This is a genomic window from Nitrososphaera sp. (genome assembly GCF_037447015.1).
In the GTDB taxonomy this organism is placed as follows: domain Archaea; phylum Thermoproteota; class Nitrososphaeria; order Nitrososphaerales; family Nitrososphaeraceae; genus Nitrososphaera.
The window spans coordinates 1-16818 of sequence record NZ_JBBIHK010000039.1 but is presented as its reverse complement, the minus strand read 5'-3'; the positions used below and the strand labels follow the sequence as shown (position 1 = coordinate 16818).

Annotated in this window: 22 protein-coding genes and 1 tRNA gene; 10 read left to right on the top strand and 13 right to left on the bottom strand. The window is 54.9% G+C overall.

All coding sequences use genetic code 11. From position 1 onward, the window contains the following. A partial coding sequence (locus WKI84_RS11120) for a heavy metal translocating P-type ATPase (RefSeq protein ID WP_337863625.1) occupies positions 1–1320 on the top strand: 1320 nt, incomplete at its 5' end. Positions 1321–1388: 68 nt separating this feature from the next. On the opposite strand, the gene WKI84_RS11115 is transcribed toward WKI84_RS11120, so the two are convergent. From WKI84_RS11115 to WKI84_RS11090, 6 genes are all read right to left on the bottom strand, one after another. Beyond that, complete coding sequence (locus tag WKI84_RS11115) at positions 1389–1997, bottom strand: hypothetical protein (RefSeq protein WP_337863624.1); 609 nt, start codon at positions 1995–1997, stop codon at positions 1389–1391. Between the two features lie 14 nt (positions 1998–2011). Then, positions 2012–2308 carry a hypothetical protein gene (locus WKI84_RS11110; protein WP_337863623.1) on the bottom strand — a complete coding sequence of 99 codons (297 nt, stop codon included), beginning with the start codon at positions 2306–2308 and terminating at the stop codon, positions 2012–2014. Continuing rightward, positions 2305–2838, bottom strand: a complete 534-nt coding sequence (locus tag WKI84_RS11105; RefSeq protein WP_337863622.1) for an ArsR family transcriptional regulator — start codon at positions 2836–2838, stop codon at positions 2305–2307. The genes WKI84_RS11110 and WKI84_RS11105 overlap by 4 nt, the downstream gene beginning before the upstream one ends. A 962-nt stretch (positions 2839–3800) precedes the next feature. After that, on the bottom strand, positions 3801–3992 hold the full coding sequence (locus tag WKI84_RS11100) for a hypothetical protein (RefSeq protein ID WP_337863621.1): 192 nt from the start codon (positions 3990–3992) through the stop codon (positions 3801–3803). A 77-nt stretch (positions 3993–4069) separates the two neighbouring features. After that, positions 4070–4672: a hypothetical protein gene (locus tag WKI84_RS11095; protein ID WP_337863620.1), complete on the bottom strand. Its 603-nt coding sequence runs from the start codon at positions 4670–4672 to the stop codon at positions 4070–4072. A 127-nt stretch (positions 4673–4799) separates the two neighbouring features. Then, entirely contained in the window at positions 4800–5798 is a 999-nt protein-coding gene (locus WKI84_RS11090) for a magnesium transporter CorA family protein (protein WP_337863619.1), read from the bottom strand. Between the two features lie 110 nt (positions 5799–5908). Here WKI84_RS11090 and hemB point away from each other — a divergent pair, with 110 nt between their 5' ends. The 4 genes from hemB to WKI84_RS11070 all read left to right on the top strand — a co-directional run bounded on the left by hemB (position 5909) and on the right by WKI84_RS11070 (position 9276). After that, positions 5909–6934: a porphobilinogen synthase gene (hemB, locus tag WKI84_RS11085; protein ID WP_337863618.1), complete on the top strand. Its 1026-nt coding sequence runs from the start codon at positions 5909–5911 to the stop codon at positions 6932–6934. Positions 6935–6974: 40 nt separating this feature from the next. Beyond that, positions 6975–7139 (top strand) — tRNA-Tyr (locus WKI84_RS11080). A gap of 93 nt (positions 7140–7232) precedes the next feature. Then, positions 7233–8648 carry an NAD-dependent succinate-semialdehyde dehydrogenase gene (locus tag WKI84_RS11075; protein WP_337863617.1) on the top strand — a complete coding sequence of 472 codons (1416 nt, stop codon included), beginning with the start codon at positions 7233–7235 and terminating at the stop codon, positions 8646–8648. 193 nt (positions 8649–8841) lie between these two features. After that, positions 8842–9276 carry an SRPBCC family protein gene (locus tag WKI84_RS11070; protein ID WP_337863616.1) on the top strand — a complete coding sequence of 145 codons (435 nt, stop codon included), beginning with the start codon at positions 8842–8844 and terminating at the stop codon, positions 9274–9276. Positions 9277–9342: 66 nt separating this feature from the next. Here WKI84_RS11070 and WKI84_RS11065 read toward each other — a convergent pair whose 3' ends face one another. After that, positions 9343–10398: an alcohol dehydrogenase gene (locus tag WKI84_RS11065; RefSeq protein ID WP_337863626.1), complete on the bottom strand. Its 1056-nt coding sequence runs from the start codon at positions 10396–10398 to the stop codon at positions 9343–9345. 130 nt (positions 10399–10528) lie between these two features. Between WKI84_RS11065 and WKI84_RS11060 the strand changes: the two genes are divergently transcribed. Genes WKI84_RS11060 through WKI84_RS11050 form a run of 3 tightly spaced genes read left to right on the top strand, consistent with a single transcriptional unit; the run spans position 10529 to position 11314 of the window. Beyond that, positions 10529–10732 carry a DUF488 family protein gene (locus tag WKI84_RS11060; RefSeq protein ID WP_337863615.1) on the top strand — a complete coding sequence of 68 codons (204 nt, stop codon included), beginning with the start codon at positions 10529–10531 and terminating at the stop codon, positions 10730–10732. A gap of 21 nt (positions 10733–10753) precedes the next feature. Next, positions 10754–10918 carry a hypothetical protein gene (locus tag WKI84_RS11055; protein ID WP_337863614.1) on the top strand — a complete coding sequence of 55 codons (165 nt, stop codon included), beginning with the start codon at positions 10754–10756 and terminating at the stop codon, positions 10916–10918. Between the two features lie 18 nt (positions 10919–10936). After that, positions 10937–11314 carry a hypothetical protein gene (locus WKI84_RS11050; RefSeq protein ID WP_337863613.1) on the top strand — a complete coding sequence of 126 codons (378 nt, stop codon included), beginning with the start codon at positions 10937–10939 and terminating at the stop codon, positions 11312–11314. Here the strand turns inward: WKI84_RS11050 and WKI84_RS11045 are convergent. The 4 genes from WKI84_RS11045 to WKI84_RS11030 form a co-directional block, all read right to left on the bottom strand. Then, positions 11311–12726 (bottom strand): aspartate ammonia-lyase, encoded by a 1416-nt coding sequence (locus WKI84_RS11045; protein ID WP_337863612.1) that lies wholly within the window; start codon positions 12724–12726, stop codon positions 11311–11313. The genes WKI84_RS11050 and WKI84_RS11045 overlap by 4 nt on opposite strands. Positions 12727–12776: 50 nt before the next feature. After that, the gene (locus WKI84_RS11040; RefSeq protein WP_337863611.1) at positions 12777–13244 is read right to left on the bottom strand and encodes a hypothetical protein; all 468 of its coding nucleotides are present in this window, start codon (positions 13242–13244) and stop codon (positions 12777–12779) included. A gap of 151 nt (positions 13245–13395) precedes the next feature. After that, a complete protein-coding gene (locus tag WKI84_RS11035) occupies positions 13396–13671 on the bottom strand; it encodes a hypothetical protein (protein ID WP_337863610.1) in 276 nt (91 codons plus the stop codon). Next, the gene (locus WKI84_RS11030; RefSeq protein WP_337863609.1) at positions 13658–14068 is read right to left on the bottom strand and encodes a hypothetical protein; all 411 of its coding nucleotides are present in this window, start codon (positions 14066–14068) and stop codon (positions 13658–13660) included. Before WKI84_RS11030 ends, WKI84_RS11035 begins: the two co-directional genes overlap by 14 nt. Positions 14069–14305: 237 nt before the next feature. Between WKI84_RS11030 and WKI84_RS11025 the strand changes: the two genes are divergently transcribed. Together WKI84_RS11025 and WKI84_RS11020 are read left to right on the top strand one after the other, a co-directional pair. Then, on the top strand, positions 14306–15238 hold the full coding sequence (locus tag WKI84_RS11025) for a hydroxyacid dehydrogenase (RefSeq protein ID WP_337863608.1): 933 nt from the start codon (positions 14306–14308) through the stop codon (positions 15236–15238). A gap of 41 nt (positions 15239–15279) precedes the next feature. After that, positions 15280–15738, top strand: a complete 459-nt coding sequence (locus WKI84_RS11020; protein ID WP_337863607.1) for a 50S ribosomal protein L15e — start codon at positions 15280–15282, stop codon at positions 15736–15738. 36 nt (positions 15739–15774) lie between these two features. Here WKI84_RS11020 and WKI84_RS11015 read toward each other — a convergent pair whose 3' ends face one another. Together WKI84_RS11015 and WKI84_RS11010 are read right to left on the bottom strand one after the other, a co-directional pair. After that, positions 15775–16185, bottom strand: a complete 411-nt coding sequence (locus WKI84_RS11015) for a DUF6659 family protein (protein WP_337863606.1) — start codon at positions 16183–16185, stop codon at positions 15775–15777. A gap of 20 nt (positions 16186–16205) precedes the next feature. Further along, positions 16206–16592: a winged helix-turn-helix domain-containing protein gene (locus WKI84_RS11010; RefSeq protein WP_337863605.1), complete on the bottom strand. Its 387-nt coding sequence runs from the start codon at positions 16590–16592 to the stop codon at positions 16206–16208. Between the last annotated feature and the right edge of the window lie 226 nt (positions 16593–16818).

Below are 16818 nucleotides of genomic sequence, written 5' to 3'. Positions count from 1 at the left end.
ATTCGATTTCGTACGACAAAAGTGGGAGAAGACACGGTTCTTGCCAACATAGTAAATACCGTTCTTCAGGCAAGAAGGTCGAGAGCACCAATTCAGAGGATCGCAGATAGGGCAGTGCGGTATTTCGTTCCGATAGTTTTCATCATTGCTACAACTGCTTCTCTTTACTGGCTCACTGGAGTCTCACAGTCGGTATCTTTTGCGATCACAGTGTTTGCCACCGTGCTCGTTGTTTCGTGCCCATGCGCTCTTGGCATAGCTACTCCGATGGTCGTATCACTAGGCATAGACAAGGCCGCAAGGCATGGCGTTCTAATAAAGGGAGGAGAATATCTGGAAAGGCTGTCGAAGATAGATACGGTTGTATTTGACAAGACAGGTACACTGACAAAGGGCAAGCCAGAAGTGACAGATGTTATTTCGTTCAGCGAGGAATTTAGTAGAGATGATGTACTGCAAATCGCATCCTCTACAGAGAGCAAATCAGAACATCCTATAGCTCAGGCAATAGTAGCGTCTGCATATAAAAAAGGGATAAGAATTCTCGAAGTATCTGATTTTGTTTCGTTAACCGGCAGAGGCGTTGTCAGCGTGCTACGCAACAAAAAGGTATTCGTTGGAAACCCGAAGCATGTGGAACCAAGTCTGGCAGAACAAGAAAGAATTGATATCAAGAAGATGGAGTCACAAGGCAAGACTGTTGTCGTAGTATCGCTGGACGGAAAATCAGTGGGTGCAGTGGCAGTGGCAGACACGCTGAGAGAAAATGCGGCACAAACGGTCTCGCAGCTACAAAAGCTTGGAATAGAAGTGATCCTGATGAGTGGCGACAACGAAAGAACGGCAAGGGCCATCGCAGAAAAGGTCGGCATAGAAAGAGTGTTTGCTTCTGTTCCTCCCGAAAGGAAAGCTGAAGAGGTAAGAAAAATGCAGGCAGAGGGAAGAAAGGTCGCAATGATAGGAGATGGCATAAACGATGCCCCTGCTTTGACACAAGCAGACGTGGGAATGGCGATGGGTTCTGGGACGGACATAGCCATGTCATCAGGTCACGTGATACTTGTCAAGGGAGATTTGGAGCATTGCGTGTATGCGATAAAGTTGAGTCGATATGCGATGCGAAAGATAAGGGAAAACCTTGCGATATCATTTGGGTATAATGCCATTGCCATGTCGATCGCTGCCGGCGTGTTGTATGGCATGACAAATTCACTAATATTGACACCAGCGCTAGCTGCTTTGGGGTGGATTGTCAGCGATTCTTCCGTATTTGGAAATTCGCTACTGGTTAGGAAATATACATCTGATAGAATCCTTTAGTGCTGGCTTTCATGGTAAGGGTTTGCGAACATTCAGCCGGCCTGTCGTAAGATTGACGTACGAGCCCTTCATAGTTTTTTCCTAATGTAAAGCATAACTGCGCCACCTGCGCCAATGATTGCCGTGACAATAAGGATTGCAAGTGTAACCCTGTCTGTGAGCATCAATAGATTCTGACTGGCAACAGACAGGTCAAAGCTTGTTACCAATGGATTGGACTGGTACTTTTCATCACCCGTTATCCTTGTCTGGAGCGTCACAACATAGCTGCCGGCCTTTTGGAAAGTGTATGGAACGGTGATGTCGCTAAACTCGTACGGCCTGTATGACACTTGATCAACTAAATCGCCAGATTGCTTGTCTGTGATAACGACCGCCGCGTGGATATTGTAGATATTGCTGCCGTTCTCAAGTACGCTAAAGTTAAGCCGCGTAGAATTGTCGCCGGGAGCAGGAGTTGAAGGATAGGGCGCAAATACCACTTGAAATCTACCATCCACGTCAACCGTCTCTCCGAAAAAGTGTGCATAAGCGTCATGTTGAGACAGTAATGGAATAAAAAGGGTAAGAGAAATAATTGGCATTGCAGACAGGAATAGCATCCATAGCGGGTGCGCAGATAGAGTCAGCAATTTGTCAGGATGGTATAGGCTTAATTTGGGTTCATAGTATTTCATATGCCAATCGGCCATTATTTGGATGCTCTTTGTCTGGGCTCGTGCCTTTCGATACTTGGCTGCTGTGGCTTGTATGAAATAAGCACAGTGTCTCCTTCGTTATAAGGGCAATTCTGTATTTCCCGTGGCACTCTGTCAGACCCTTCCACTATACATTTGTCTCCCTGTTTCAGGATTACTTGCGCCTCTTCAGTTACGCTCGGTGCAAATAAGTTGCGTGCCTGAAAACCTGATATGGCAAACACCGCAACAACACCCGCAGCAATCATGATTATCGCCAGCTTTTTGAATGAAATATCCGAGAAGCTCAAAGCTCTTCCACCATCCCGACAAAATTATCCACGGCCTTATCAACAAGACTCGTTCTGTATTTCGAGATAACGTCTGCGACTGATTCTCTGTCAACCAGACAATACGACAGGCACATCTCTTTTCTTCTAACAGCTACTAGCCCTGTCTCCTTGAGATGTTTCAGATGTACCGATACTGTTGATGGGGCTTTATGGGTAAGGCTAACAATGTCGTTAACAGTGCACACATCATGTTCAAGCAAGCACAATATTATCTGTCTAAGTGGCTCGTGTCTAACGATTGCGAGAATGGCAGACTCGCTTTTGGAAAAGTTTGCGGGGTAATATCTCGTAGTCTTCGTTGATGGAGTTCTTTCAACTTGTATGAGGCCTGCTTCTTCAAGAAGGGTCAGATGGTGAAAAAGAACGCCGTTTGAAAGCTGTGTAAGTCTCAAGAGTTCCCTGTACCTTATACCCGGTGCACCTTCGATATGCTTTAGTAGCGTTACTTTTCTGTCGTCTAACATATCTGCCCTGAGCATGTTGTTCATTACATATGAGCCCCCGCACTTGGTTTTAGCACTCCTACTCCGAACAAGCCAAGCATTGCTAGTAAGATGATATGAGAAAGCTCGGCATTGATGCCCGGAATGTGCATAGAAGTAATCACCCCGGTAGTGTCAAGAAAATACAATAGTTCAGAGATAGTTAGTGCCATGAATCCCACAGTCATCAGAAGGATTCTTGTGCCTGCGACTCTCTTGTATGCCAGTAGTGATATAATACTAAGAAATGCTGCTACAGTAACACTTCCCAGATGCAGAAGGATGTGAAAAATCATTGCAGGGTGGGCAATGTGAGGGATAACCAGAGGCGTGATTAATCCGGTGACGATTGCGGTCGTAAGGCCCAGAAGAAGAAGTTTGCTTGGTTGGTTTTGCAAGTCGTTAACGTTGTGAGGCCTTTGCATCCAAGTTACGATTCGCCTGACAGGTAATAAGTACATTGGAGCAACAGCCGAAACTCAGGTGTACGATAGAGTAAATCATAATCACCGGATGCAGGATATGACAATCAGCTCTTAACTCATCGTCAGCTATCTTCACCGTCACCAAACGAAGAAAATTTGAAAGGAGAAATGTCAAAAGAAATGGGTAAGAAAAAGCAACCCATTATCATATCATGTCCGGAACCAACCATTTAAGCACGGGCTCTACCTAAGGGGAATGTGAGAATTTCGATTTGTACATTAGTTACAACAACATTGTTGAAGTCATCGAAATGTTGATCCAATGTATTGAATCTAACATGAAGTCATCTCATAAATAGTCAAATAAGACAATAGTCGAATGGTAACCGTTTTTCCTTTGGATTTTTGGCTCCTTTCTACCCAGTTTTTGGCAACGGGCCATTTATGAGATGACTTCTAGCAAAATAATAATAAAAAGAGCGCCGGCGGCTTCCGGGAGAGACCCTCGAAAAATAATCCGGGCTGGCGACTACTACTACTAGACTAGATGTTGTCTAGCGCCGAGTCGATAAAGTCGTCGGTCATCATCGCCGGCGCCGCAAGCTCCGGGGGGTACGAAAGCGCCTTGCGTATCTGCTGGTAGAGGGCAACCTTCCTGTCCATGTCTGTCTCCTCCCTGCATGCCCAGACGAGCTCGTCGATGCTTCTGGCTTGATGGCGTAAAAGGTTGCTCATATGCTTCTATAATGGCATGAATTGCTTTTAGGAGTTATGGAATGCGGCTATATGCGACGGATAGGGGCGCGTGTACGTTACTTTAGCTTCTCCAGTATTGAAAAGCTGACCAGGTTGTTCAACAGTATCCCCTTGCGGGCGACGTCGCGCCTCGTGCGCTCGCAGTATTTCTGGTCCATCTGGTGGGTCTCCGACCCCTCCACCTCCAGGATGACGAGGTTCTTTGAATACGGAAAAGCAAAGCGCGGCTGCTCCGACGAGAAGAGCTGCATCTCTGCTAGGCTTGCCTTCTTTACCCTGTCGCGGCGGGCTATGACGTTTGCAAGGTCGCATATGGCGGGGTGGCCGCTCGTATATTTTGTAAAGTAGAGCGAGACATAGTTCAGCTTGTTGCCGGCGCGCTCAAACAGCGGGCTGGAAAAGCTGAACATGAAGGCGAGCCTGTCGCCGCCTGCAGCCCGTATGTCTTCGAGCACGCCTTCCATCGCGCGGAACGACGCAAGGACGTAGTTGTTGGCCTTGTTGGGAAAGTACGGCGTGCTCTCGTCGGCAAAAGTCGCCGTCACGAAATAAACGTCGGCAACGTTGTCAGACCTGGACCACCTTTCGACCAGGGATGCAGAATGCTTGCCGTGCGGAGTGCAGACATAGCCTGCAATAGACTCCCCCTTACCTGCCAACCCTTTTCTCATGAGTTTGGACTAGGATATATACCATTTGCCCGCAGTGGCTCGAATTTTTGCAATGCATGGCGTTCGATAATAGAATTACAATGCCCAGATGAGAAAAATACAGGAGATAATTGCCTTAGCGGTGGGCCTCGAGCCAGCCCAGGCGGTAGAAATAGATGAACATCAGCCCTGCCGGCACCGCCGATACTGCGATCACAAATACGAGCGTGGTGTAGGGCCCAAGCTGCATCCACTGGCCTGTCTGTATACCGCCGGGGAGGTTGATGTTCATGCCGTAAAAGGCAGAAATGACGGTCGCCGGTATCGAAAGCGTGAATATTATCGTCAAGAGCGCCAGTATCTTGTTCGTCTTTTCCGTGCTCAGCACAAAGTCTGTGTCCTTGTAGATCTCGACGGTCTCCTTTGCCTCCTCGAGCGCCTCGTACACCTTTTCCACGTGGTCCTGCACGTCCTTGAAGTAGGGGGTCAGGTCCTCTTTTGAAAAGCGCTGGACGTCCTTGGTCAGGTCGAGCACCGTCCTTCGCAGGTGGATGACTATTCTGCGCAGCGTCGTTATCTCTCTGCGCAGGAGCGCTATCTGGCGCGACACGGATATGCGCTCGTCAAAGACAAGGTCCTCGACGTCGTCGATGTTGCCGACCACCTTCATCAAAAGGTGCAAAAGGTCGTCGACCAGCGTGTCGATTATCTTGTGCATGAGGTAGCCGGACGACCTGCCCATGATGCTCTGGCGCATCTTTTCGTCGGCCTTGCACATGCTGAACAGCTCCTCTATGGGGCGGAGCTCTCCCTGGTGCACGGTGACCAGGTATCCGGCGCCCATGAAAACTGACAACTGTGAGAACACAAAGCCGCGCTCTTTGTCAGGCGTCGGAAAGTGGAGCACGATAAAGATGTGGTCTTCGTACCGGTCTATCTTGGGTATCTGGATCTTGGAGAGCGAGTCCTCAAAGTTCAGCTTGTGGAACGACGGATAGGTGCGCCCAAGCTCTGCCAAGTCGGCGTAGGCCGGCCTCTGCATGTCCGTCCAGACAAGGCCGTTGTTGCCCACGGTGTCCCGCCGTTTCTGGGCCTCCTCCATTATTATCCATCCCCACCGCCCCGGTGGTGGCATGCGGTGTCATAAAAACGTGCGTGCGTATTTGTCTGCATATACATACATACACACACAAGGGGGCGCGCAACACAGATATGCAAAAGGCGCAGACCGGCCACTGAACCTGTTTGTTGCAGCAGAGAGGGCAGGGTGCTGGCGGCGGCCGGCGGCAGCATTATTATGCGCAGCTGCTAAAAGAGTCTGGCCTGCGCAGGGAGCACCTCGTCTGCCCCGTGTTTGTCTCCGAGCAGGACAGGAGCATCACAGACAGGAGCATAGAGGCCATGCCGGGCATGGAGCTTACGCCCCTTTCTGCCATAGGCAGGCGCATGCACGACATAGTGGACGGCGCAGGCATCGGGTCGGTGATACTTTTTGGCATACCAAAGGTGCGCGACGGCAGCGGCTCTGCAGCGTACGACGAAAAAGGCGTGGTCCAGAGGGCGGTCAGGGAGATCAAGTCGGCGTTTGGCCGCTCTGCAAATGTGGTCACCGACGTGTGCGTGTGCCAGTACAACCTGTCGGGGCACTGCGGGCTGACGATCTCTGCTGACAGTGGGAATAAAGTGGACAACGACGCGACCATCAGGCTGCTTGCGCGCATTGCAAAGAGCCACGCCGACGCAGGTGCAGACATCGTCGCGCCGTCCGCCATGATGGACGGCCAGGTGCAGGCCATAAAAGAAGCAATAGCAGGAAGCAGCAAGAGGACAAGGATACTGTCGTACTCTGCCAAGCACGCCTCGTCGCTCTACGCCCCGTTCCGGTCGGCCGCCTTTGCAGCTGGCAATGGAGAGGATAGTGCAATCAAGAAAAAGATAGACAAGGCGCTGTACCAGGTTTCATACTCCAACCCCAGGCAGGCTATGCGCGAGATAGAGCAGGACGTTTCAGAAGGTGCAGACATGGTGATGGTCAAGCCCGGCATGGCTTACCTCGACCTTGTGAGGATGGCCAAGGAACGGTTTGCCGGCGTTCCTGTGGCGGTGCAAAACGTGTCAGGCGAGTACGCCATGGTAAAGGCCGCGGCGAGGAGGGGCTGGATAGACGAGGAGGAGTGGAAGGCGGGCTCGCTTGCGTCCATGAGGAGGGCCGGCGCGGACATGATAATCTCCTATTTTGCGCTCGAAGTGGCGCGCTACCTGCGTGAATGACGATTCGATTATATAACATTCGTGCCGTCAACGACTCTGTCCCGCTGTAGCTCAGCCTGGTAGAGCTTTCGGCTGTAGATGCTGGCAACTCCTAGTTGCTGGACACGTGTAGCAGCCTATCGGGCGCACAGGTAGCAGTAACCGAAGAGTCGCAGGCTCAAACGGGGCGGTTTGCGCCGCTCCGGGGCAAATCCTGCCGGCGGGATACACTTTCATTTTCTATTGCATTGTTTCTCAAGCTCGATGCTGGGCTCTGCTTATTAGGCTCCAGAGTGCAGAGATATGGAGACGGCAGAGCATGGAAAAAAACAACAATAGCAATAGCAAGATAGAGACGGTCAACCCGGCGACGGGCAAGGTTATCGCTAGCTATGATAACGAGGGCGCAGAGCAGGTCAACGCCAAGGTAAGGGCGGCAAGGCAGGCTTTTGCATCATGGAAAAAGACGGACCTGGCAGAGCGGGCAGACCTGATGCGCAAGCTGGGCAGGGTGATGCGCAAGAACCGCGAGGAATACGCAAGGGTCGTGACGGAAGAGATGGGCAAGCCCATCAGGCAGTCGCTTGCAGAGATAGAAAAGTGCGCGTGGGTGTGCGACTATTACGCCGAGCACGCAGAGGTTTTCCTGCGCGACCAGCTGGTGCCAACCGAGTTCCGCAAGAGCTTTGTGTCGTTTGAGCCGCTCGGAGTAGTGGCAGCCGTCATGCCCTGGAATTTCCCGTTCTGGCAGGTGATGAGGTTTGCAGTCCCGGCGCTCACAGCAGGCAACGTCGGCGTCTTGAAACACTCAAGCGTCTGCCTCGGGAGCTCGCTCAAGCTGAAAGAGGCGTTTGACGACGCCGGCTTTCCGGAAAACACGTTCCAGGTAGTGATAGGCGACTATCGCGCAGGCGAGGCGCTGGTGCAGTCTGACATAGACGCAGTCTCCGTCACGGGGAGCGTCAACACGGGCAGGCGCGTGGCCGAGCTGGCCTCCAAGGATTTGAAAAAATTCGTGCTAGAGCTTGGCGGGAGCGATCCGTTTGTGGTGCTTGAAGACGCCGACCTGAACCAGGCTGCGCACATGGCGACGCAGTCGAGGCTCTTGAACACGGGCCAGAGCTGCATCGCCGCCAAGAGGTTCATAGTGGTAAAAGAAGTGGCGGACAAGTTTACCAAGCTGTTTGTCGAAAACACGCAGGCAGAAGTTGTCGGCGATCCTCTGGACGCCAAGACGACGGTCGGCCCGCTTGTCCGTGACAGCCAGAGGCAGGCCCTTGCAAGGCAGGTGGACGACGCAAGGGGCAAGGGCGGGAACGTGCTTGTGGGCGGAAGGCCGGTGGGCGGGCTTGACGGCTACTTTTACGAGCCCACCATAGTGTCAAACGTGAACCACGAGATGGAGATGGTGAAAGAGGAGGTGTTTGGGCCGGCGGCGCCTATCATCGTCGTCGAAAACGAGGAGCAGGCGATAATGGAGGCAAACAACTCGGAATTCGGCCTGGGCGCAAGCATCTGGACCAGCAACATAGAGAGAGGGGTCAGGCTCGCAAGGCAGATCGAGTCCGGCATCGTGTCTGTGAACGAGATGGTCAAGTCAGACCCGCGCATGCCGTTTGGCGGCGTGAAAAAGTCCGGCATCGGCCGCGAGCTGTCCGAGTTTGGCATCAGAGAGTTTGTCAACATCAAGTCTGTGGTGGTAAAGGATGTGCAGAGCAAGCTGCTGGTAGAATAGAATAGAGAGGAGCTTTTACAACCGTACTGCAGATGTCGCCGGAGGCTTAACAAGGCTTAATCTGCTTACCAGATCTTCACTTTTGCGTTTATTAATTCCGCAGGCCATGGCAGAGCATGGGCGGCAGCAGCAGTAGTAATAGTAGAAGAAGAAGGGGAGCCATTGCTAGGCACCGCTGCGGCGGCGAGGAACCATGACAGAGTTTCGCAAGGAAATAAGCGTCAACGCCACACCCGACAGGGCGTGGGAGGTTCTTGGTGACCTTTCGAGCGTGACCAGGTGGATCCCGGGCATTGTCGATGTCAGGGTACAGGGGAACGAGCGGGTATGCACTTTTGCAAATGGCGCGGTCCAGCACGAGACAATCAGCGACTACTCTGGCAGCGCCAGGTCGTACCGTTACGAAATAACTGGGAGCCCCCTGCCAGTAAAAAACAACAGGGGAAGATTTTCAGTCGAGGCGCGCGGCAGCGATCCCGGAGGACCTGCCTCTTCTTCAACAATAGTATGGGAGCATGAATTTGAATTGCTGGATGCTGCACAGGAAAAGCAGATCGTCCAGATGTGGGAAGGAGCCGCAGAGCAGATCGCAGGGTTGCTGCGCAAGCTAGTGGAAGAACAGCAGTAACAGAGTAAAGACGCCCTGCTCGTCCACCTTTCTTCTTTTCTGCAGCCTCTCCCTCCTTTAACAAGATCAGGGGTTGATTACCGCCCTGCCCACTATTTTGCGGGCCTTGAGCTCCTCCAGTGCCGTGTTGGCCTCGTCCAGGCTGAACTTGCGCGACACGATAGAGTGCACCTTGCCCTTTTTGGCAAGCTCTACCAGGTCGACTAGGTCCGCGTATTTTCCCGTATAGGCGCCCGTTATCGTAAAAGCCCGGAGGGGCACGAGCGGCAGGTTCAGCTCCATCGACCCGCCGAACAGCCCGACCATTATCAGCTTGCCGCGCTTGCGCAGCATGTTGAACGAGTTTGGAGCAGTCTTGGTGTTGTTCACGAAATCGATTACGGCCTCTGCGCCGAGGCCCTTTGTCAGGTCCTTGACTGCCTGCACGGGGTCGGCAGAGCCAGAGTTGATTGCGTGGTCGGCGCCCAGCTTTTTGGCCTCCTCCAGGTTCTTCTCGCCAATGTCCACCACTGCTATTTTGGCGCCCGTCATCGCCCTTGCTATCTGCACCGCCATCAGGCCAAGGCCGCCGGCCCCGACGATCACAAGCGTCTCGCCGTCCCCAACCGCCGCCTTTTTGACAGCCGTGTACGCCGTCAGCCCAGAGCATGCAAGCGACGCGGCCGCGTTTGGGTCAAAGTCGCCCAGCTTGACCAGGTATTTGTAACTGGGAACCAGCACGTACTCGCCGTATCCGCCGTCCTGGTAGACGCCAAGCGACCTCGGCGCGTCGCAGAGGTTCTCCTCGCCGGCCCTGCACGCGGGGCACGAGCCCTCGCCTATCCACGGGTACACGAGCACCTTCTCGCCCTTCTGGTAGCCTTTTGCAGTGTCGCCGAGCTCTGCAACCGTGCCTGCTACCTCGTGGCCCGGCGTCAATGGAAATTTCACGCCCCTGTCTTCCACCTTCATGAACACGCCCTGCGGGCCGGCGTAGCCGCCCTCCCACAGGTGCAGGTCGCTGTGGCACACGCCTGCGCTCTCTACCTTGACAAGCACCTGATCGCCTTTCGGCCTTGGAGTATCGATATTTTCCACCTTTAGCGGCTCGTTGGTCTTGATTATCCGGGCAACCTTCATCATATTCCTCACGGTAGGGCGCCACAGCGTATAAACTAAGCGCACGTCCAAGGAGAAGAAGGAGGAGGAAGGAAAAGCAGGTTTATCTTGCGCGCAGGTATGCTTTTTCCTTTTGCCGGCGGCAACAGCAATAATGGTAAAGAGGATCTATTCCCTCACGAACGAGGGCGACGGGTTCCGGGTTCTGGTCAACCGGCTGTGGCCGAGGGGCCTGAGCAAAAAGGACGCCAGAGTCGACCTGCGGCTCAAGGACATAGCCCCGTCAGACGGGCTGAGAAGGTGGTTTGGCCACGAGCCGGCCAGGTGGGAGGAATTCAAGCGCAGGTATTTTGCCTAGCTGGACGGCAAGCGCGACCTCTTGAAGAAGACGATAATGGGGAGAGAGGGTGGGGGCAGCACTGTCACCCTGCTTTACGCCGCCAAAGACGGGCGGCACAACAACGCGGTGGCGCTGGCAGAGTACATGGCAGAGCGCGTTCATAGTTCCGGCAGCAATAGGCGCGTGAAACGCTTTAATTGCTAAAATGCGCGCCTGCCGCTGTTGTTGCGAGTGCGACGACAACAGCCGCTGGTTGCATACGTGCTTGCCGCCATCGCAATCGTGGGGGCCATAGCCATCCCCACAGGCAACCCCATGTTTCTTGACAGGGCGATTGCAATCGAGGCGGCGTTCACAACGCTTGCAGTGCTCACCTTCATGGGCTACAGGAGGCAGCTGTGGGCGTGCATACCGCTTGCCGTCGTCGTGATGATAGGCAACTCGCTGGCCCCGCCGCACGTGGAGATAATGACCACGTTCTCAAAGCCGTTCAACGCCGTCATTCTGATAACGGGCGGCTATGTGCTGCAGGCGCTCCTGATAGCGTCTACGGTGGCAGAGCTGAGGAAAAGAAAAAAGATGGAAAAACCGGCCGCCTAGCCGCCGCTGCTGCTGCCGCCACCGAGTATGTTCTCCTTTGACAGCGCCTTGTCCAGGTCTTCCTTTGTCATCAGCTTTTTCTCCAGCACCAGCTCGCGTATGCTCTTGTTGGTCTTGAGCGACTCTTTGTAGATCTCGGCGGCCTTCAGGTAGCCGATGTACGGGTTCAGCAGAGTGACTAGCACAGGGCTCTTGTCTATGTAGGACTCGAGCCGCTCCTTGTTTGCCTTGATGCCGTCCACCATGTTTGCCGCAAACACGGGCAAAAAGTTGGCAAGCATGTCGGTCGAGTCGAGCACGCACTTTAGCATGCCCGGCAGCATTACGTTCAGCTCGAACTGGCCGGCCTGCGCGGCCATGGCGACTGCGACGTCGTTCCCCATGATGTTGAAGCAGACCATGTTCAGGCACTCGGCAAGCGACGGGTTGACCTTGCCCGGCATTATGGACGAGCCGGCGTGGACGGCAGGTATCAGGATCTCGGCAAAGCCGGCGACCGGCCCGCAGGCCATCAGGCGCAGGTCGTTTGCCATCTTGGTCAGCTCGACTGCCAGGTTGCGGAGCGCAGACGAGCAGGCGGCCACGTCGAGCTTGCTCTGAAGCGAGTAAAACATGTTGCCCGATGGCCTGAGCGCAAGGCCCGAGACTTCAGACAGGCGCCTTATCGCAAGCTCCCGGTAACCTCGGGGCGTGTTTGCGCCTGTGCCGACGGCGGTGCCCCCAAGGCCCACCTCTTCAAGGCCGGCCATCGCCTCGTGCATCTTTTTCTGCGCCCTTTCAATCGAGTAAGCGTACTCTTCAAACTCGGCGCCCAGCGTTACCGGGATTGCGTCCATCAGGTGCGTCCTGCCTATCTTGATCGCGTCTTCAAACTCTCTTGCTTTGGCGCGCAGCGACCTGACCAGGACGGAAATGGCGGCGTCTGCCTCCTTCATGCTCAGCAAAATGGCGACGTGCATCGCAGTCGGGAAGGTGTCGTTGCTCGACTGCGACATGTTGACGTGGTCGTTTGGGCTGACTGCTTCGTACTCGCCCTTTTTCTTGCCCAGTATTTCAAGCGCCCTGTTTGCTATCACCTCGTTCGTGTTCATGTTGAACGCCGTGCCGGCGCCCGAGTTTATCGCCTCGACAACGAACTGGTCGTGCAGCCTGCCTGCCAGTACCTCGTCGCACGCCTTTACTATCGCGTCGGCCTTTTGCGCGTCGAGCGCCTTCAGCTCCTTGTTTGCAAGCGCGGCCGACCTCTTGATCATGACAAACGCCCGGACAAGGTTTGCGTGTGCCCTCTGCCCCGTCACTTTGTACTGCTCTTTTGCCCGGGCCGCAAACGGGCCGTAATAGGCGTCCGACGGCACCCTGACCTCTCCAAGCGAGTCCTTGTCGATGCGGAAGGAAGAAGACGAAGACGACATATCTCTCTATATCCGCGCCTGAAAACGGCTGCGGCCATAATAAATCTGTCTCATACGATGAGCCGCGACCGCGCCAGGCGCTCTATCGCCTGTACGTCGTCGACTGCAAGGCCGTGCAGCAGGGCCGCAGGCTTGCTGGCAAGCGGCGTCGCGGCGGCTACAGGCACGGGCGGCATAAAGACGGCCACCTGCGAGAACACCAGCTTGCCGTACCAGTTGTTTTCCACGCACAGGCGCCTCTCTTGCTCGTCGGCAAGCGAGTCGAGCTCCACCGTGCGCTCAAAGATGCCCAGGCCGATCACCATGTCAGACACCGCTGCTGTTGTTGTTGCTGCTGCGGTATTGCTGCTATTGCTACTACGAGTAGCGTCATCGCCTGCTGCCTGCACCCTTTTCACAAAAACGACCGGCCCCCGCGCCCAGTCGCGGCGTATGCCGACGTACAGCTCGCGCCGGGCCCACAGCCGGCGCTCCTCTCTTCCGTCCTTCACGCGCACGGCATGGCCGCCTCCCACCATAATCGCTACTACAGCGCACTGTTGCGCCGGGCGCGTTATTAAGTTATGATATATTATATTATACAGTAAATAATAACGACGACAACGGCGGCGGCGACGCAGCATCGCACGTACGCACACAGACATGCATGCGCGCTACTCCTGCGCTACCCTACAGCGCCATTCTACTGCTACTATTATTTGCCCTGCCGGTGCTGCTCACTGCAAGCAGGGAGGCGCGGGCGTACCGGCTGGCCTTTTCGCACAGCTCTTCGGCCTCGTCTCCGTACGCCTCTATGCTGTAGCCAAAAGAGTCGCCCGTCACCTGCACGGTGCAGTGCTTCATCCCGTTAGCCCCCAGCCCTATGCGGCAGACGACCTGCATGTCCGGGCCGTGGCCCTCCTTCACGGCGTGCAGGAACGCCTCGATGCTGTTACGGAAGGCCATCGAGTCCTCCGCCTCCCCCTCCGCCTCCTCCGGCTTTTTCCATCCGCCTCTTCCAGATGGCGATGGCGACCTGTTTCCTTGCCCTGCCATACTTGCCCGTGGTGCTAAAGCTCACCAGCTGGCCGCACTTGCCGCAGCGCGCCCTGGAGTAGTGCGACAGGTCCAGCATGTACAGCGGCAGCATCTTGCAGAACGTGCACCTGTAGTGGGTGACGAACATCCTCTGGATGGGGCTCATCGCCCCATAGTTCAGCCCCAGCGCGGCACAGGTGGGCTCCACCACGACACGCATCACCAGCTCCCCGCCCCTCGTCTCCTCTTCTGCTGCCACTGCTGTCGCAGCGGCAGACGAAGGGCGCTCCTTCTGTTCAAGCGACGTCAGCAGTTCTTTCCCCATATATGCACTGTACCGCACTGCAAGACATAACGCTTGATAAAAGGGGCTGTTTCCTCCTAGCATGGATTTTTTATCGCTAGCATCCTCCTGATACATTTCATAAGCAATTATTTGGCACAGATTGCAGAAATTTTACAGTTTATCCCGTCGCTGTCAAAAAATATTGCAGCCTTTGCCAGCCGGCTTGCACATTGTGGATAGCAATATATTATCACCTCAAGCCTCAAGCAGACGTATATGCAAGTCAGCGGCAGGGTTCTCGTTTGCGATTCTATAGACCAGGCAGGCATCGACAGCCTAAAGCGCGCCGGCCTCCAGGTCGATTACAGGCCAGAGATCAAGGCGGCCGAGCTCGTCGCGGCCGCCAGGGATTTTGAAGTCATTGTAGTTCGGAGCAGGACCAAGGTGACAAAGGAGGTCATCGACGCTGCCGCAAACGCCAGGATAATCGCCCGCGTCGGCGTGGGCCTGGACAACGTCGATGTCAGGGCAGCCGAGGCCAGAAAGATAAAAGTGATAAACGCGCCCGAGGCCGCTGCAACTGCCGTAGCTGAGCTTGCAATCGGCCTGATGATATCGCTTGCAAGGAGCATACCCAGGGCCGACGCCGAGGGCAAGCGCGGCAACTGGATAAAAAAAGACCTGATGGGGACGCAGCTGTCAGGCAAGTACCTGGGCATCGTGGGCGTGGGCAACATCGGCAGGCACACGGGCAGGCTGGCAAAGGCGCTGCACATGAACCTCATAGGCTACGACCCGTTCCCGATAAACCGGGATTTCATCAGCGAGACAGGGATGATAGTCACCGACCTTGACACGCTGGTAGAGAGTGCCGATTTCATCACGTGCCACGTGCCGGCCACGCCGGAGACAAAGCACATGTTCAACGCCGCCCGCTTTGCCAGGATGAAGCCTACCGCCTACCTAGTGAACACGTCGAGGGGCGAGATAATAGACGAGGCCGCGCTCTACTCGGCGCTAAAGGCAGGCAGGCCGGCAGGGGCGGCGCTTGACGTGTACGAGACAGAGCCGCCGACCAACAAAGACCTCTTGAACCTGCCAAACGTGGTGTGCACCCCCCACATCGGCGCGCAGACCAAGGAGGCGCAGGAGCTGGCGTCGACCGTGATTGCGGAAAAGATAATCCAGATCCTGCGCGGAGTGATATAAAACATATAAAGGGCAAAGCAACAGGAGATCGCTGAACAAAAATGCGCAGCTACATGGCCCAGACGTGGACAAGGATGTGGAAGACAAACTCTGACGAACTAAAGTCCAAGGCCATTGCATGGAGGGCAGAGCCCACTATCAACAGGATAGAGAGGCCGAGCAGGCTCGACAGGGCGCGCAGGCTGGGCTACAAGGCCAAGCAGGGCATCGCGGTCGTCCGCATAAGGGTCGGCAGGGGCGGCATGCGCAAGCAGAGGCCGGTCGCAGGCAGGAGGCCAAAGCACATCGGCGTCGTCCACATCAAGCAGGGCATCAGCATGCGCAGGGTGGCAGAGCGGAGGGTGGCCGAGAAATACCCCAACATGGAAGTGCTCGGCTCGTACTATGTCCACAAGGACGGCATGTTCTACTGGTTTGAAGTGATCATGGCAGACCCGGCGCACCCGGCAATCTCCAAAGACAGAGAGATGCGCGGCAAGCTCAAGGCGTTTGCCAAGTAAGAAGAGTATCTTACTTCTTTTTACCGTCCTATCACGCTATATTGCAGCTAGTTTGCGCGCAGACTCGATTATCTTTGCCACCTCTTGCGCGCTGGCATCCTTGTCTATCGTGACATAGTAGAGGTGCTGCTCTTTGCCCATGATCGTCACTATGCGCACCTTCTCGTTTTCAGTCAGGGTGTATTCGGTCCGGCCGATGCTCTTTTCAAAGCTTCTGCGCATCTCGTTCCTGGCCGCCTCGATGAAATACTCGCTCTTGGCCTCCTCGGGCTTGAGCAGTGGCACCACGCCCTTGCGCAGCGATCCGGCCAGGGTCCGGCCAAACCTGTTCATGATGCCGGCATAGCGCACCTTGGGCGATATTGCGAGCATCTGGTTGCACATTTCCTTGTACTTTTGCGTGTCCGGGTCGGCATGCGGCCGCTGCTGCGAAGAGGAAGAGGACATGTGTATTGTGTCAGCCGATATTAGGTCTTGGAAGTATATGAACTACTCCTGCCGCCTTTTACCTTGATGAGGGCGGCAGGCATCATGGACGGGAGCAGGTCGTCGCTGCCGCTGGCCGCAGTCGTGGCAGATGATCCCTTGCCGGCCTCGTCGGGAAAGACGAGGTGCTTTATCCGCTTGTACGTCTCCAGGTACTGGAAGCCCCTGTCCGTTGTCTTGTACACGCCCCTGTCGCCATGCTCTTCGTATGCAAGCAGGCCGGACTTGATCAAAAGGTTCAGGTACTCTTTCATGTGGGCATAGGACAGCCGCGTGCTGTACATTATGTCGGTGATGTTTTCGCCATCCTGCGTGTTGACGAGGATGTCGGTGATGATGTCAACCCAGGCGCGCCTTGTGGCTTTCACGCCATACGGTACGCAAGCAGGTCATTTAAACTCTTTGAAAGAGGGGATAAATTAGCTTTATTACCGAAATTAGCAAATTTTATGGGGGTACGGGCAGGGCGGAGGGGAGAGAGGATTGAAAGAGGAAAAAAAGAGATGACGGACCAGCCTTACTGGCCCATCAGGGATGCTCTGCTTGGAACCCACGTGCCTTCTGGGTGGTCGTCTTCAGTGGCGTCCTCAGTTG

Coding starts and splice junctions, on each gene's coding strand:
- WKI84_RS11100 (WP_337863621.1), bottom strand. CDS start 3,992: ATGAGCAACCTTTTACGCCATCAAGCCAGAAGCATCGACGAGCTCGTC.
- WKI84_RS11065 (WP_337863626.1), bottom strand. CDS start 10,398: ATGATGAAGGTTGCCCGGATAATCAAGACCAACGAGCCGCTAAAGGTG.
- WKI84_RS11030 (WP_337863609.1), bottom strand. CDS start 14,068: ATGGGGAAAGAACTGCTGACGTCGCTTGAACAGAAGGAGCGCCCTTCG.
- WKI84_RS11035 (WP_337863610.1), bottom strand. CDS start 13,671: ATGGCCTTCCGTAACAGCATCGAGGCGTTCCTGCACGCCGTGAAGGAG.
- WKI84_RS11070 (WP_337863616.1), top strand. CDS start 8,842: ATGACAGAGTTTCGCAAGGAAATAAGCGTCAACGCCACACCCGACAGG.
- WKI84_RS11040 (WP_337863611.1), bottom strand. CDS start 13,244: ATGGTGGGAGGCGGCCATGCCGTGCGCGTGAAGGACGGAAGAGAGGAG.
- WKI84_RS11115 (WP_337863624.1), bottom strand. CDS start 1,997: ATGAAATACTATGAACCCAAATTAAGCCTATACCATCCTGACAAATTG.
- WKI84_RS11020 (WP_337863607.1), top strand. CDS start 15,280: ATGCGCAGCTACATGGCCCAGACGTGGACAAGGATGTGGAAGACAAAC.
- WKI84_RS11045 (WP_337863612.1), bottom strand. CDS start 12,726: ATGTCGTCTTCGTCTTCTTCCTTCCGCATCGACAAGGACTCGCTTGGA.
- WKI84_RS11090 (WP_337863619.1), bottom strand. CDS start 5,798: ATGCCACCACCGGGGCGGTGGGGATGGATAATAATGGAGGAGGCCCAG.
- WKI84_RS11105 (WP_337863622.1), bottom strand. CDS start 2,838: ATGAACAACATGCTCAGGGCAGATATGTTAGACGACAGAAAAGTAACG.
- WKI84_RS11075 (WP_337863617.1), top strand. CDS start 7,233: ATGGAAAAAAACAACAATAGCAATAGCAAGATAGAGACGGTCAACCCG.
- WKI84_RS11060 (WP_337863615.1), top strand. CDS start 10,529: ATGGTAAAGAGGATCTATTCCCTCACGAACGAGGGCGACGGGTTCCGG.
- WKI84_RS11025 (WP_337863608.1), top strand. CDS start 14,306: ATGCAAGTCAGCGGCAGGGTTCTCGTTTGCGATTCTATAGACCAGGCA.
- WKI84_RS11015 (WP_337863606.1), bottom strand. CDS start 16,185: ATGTCCTCTTCCTCTTCGCAGCAGCGGCCGCATGCCGACCCGGACACG.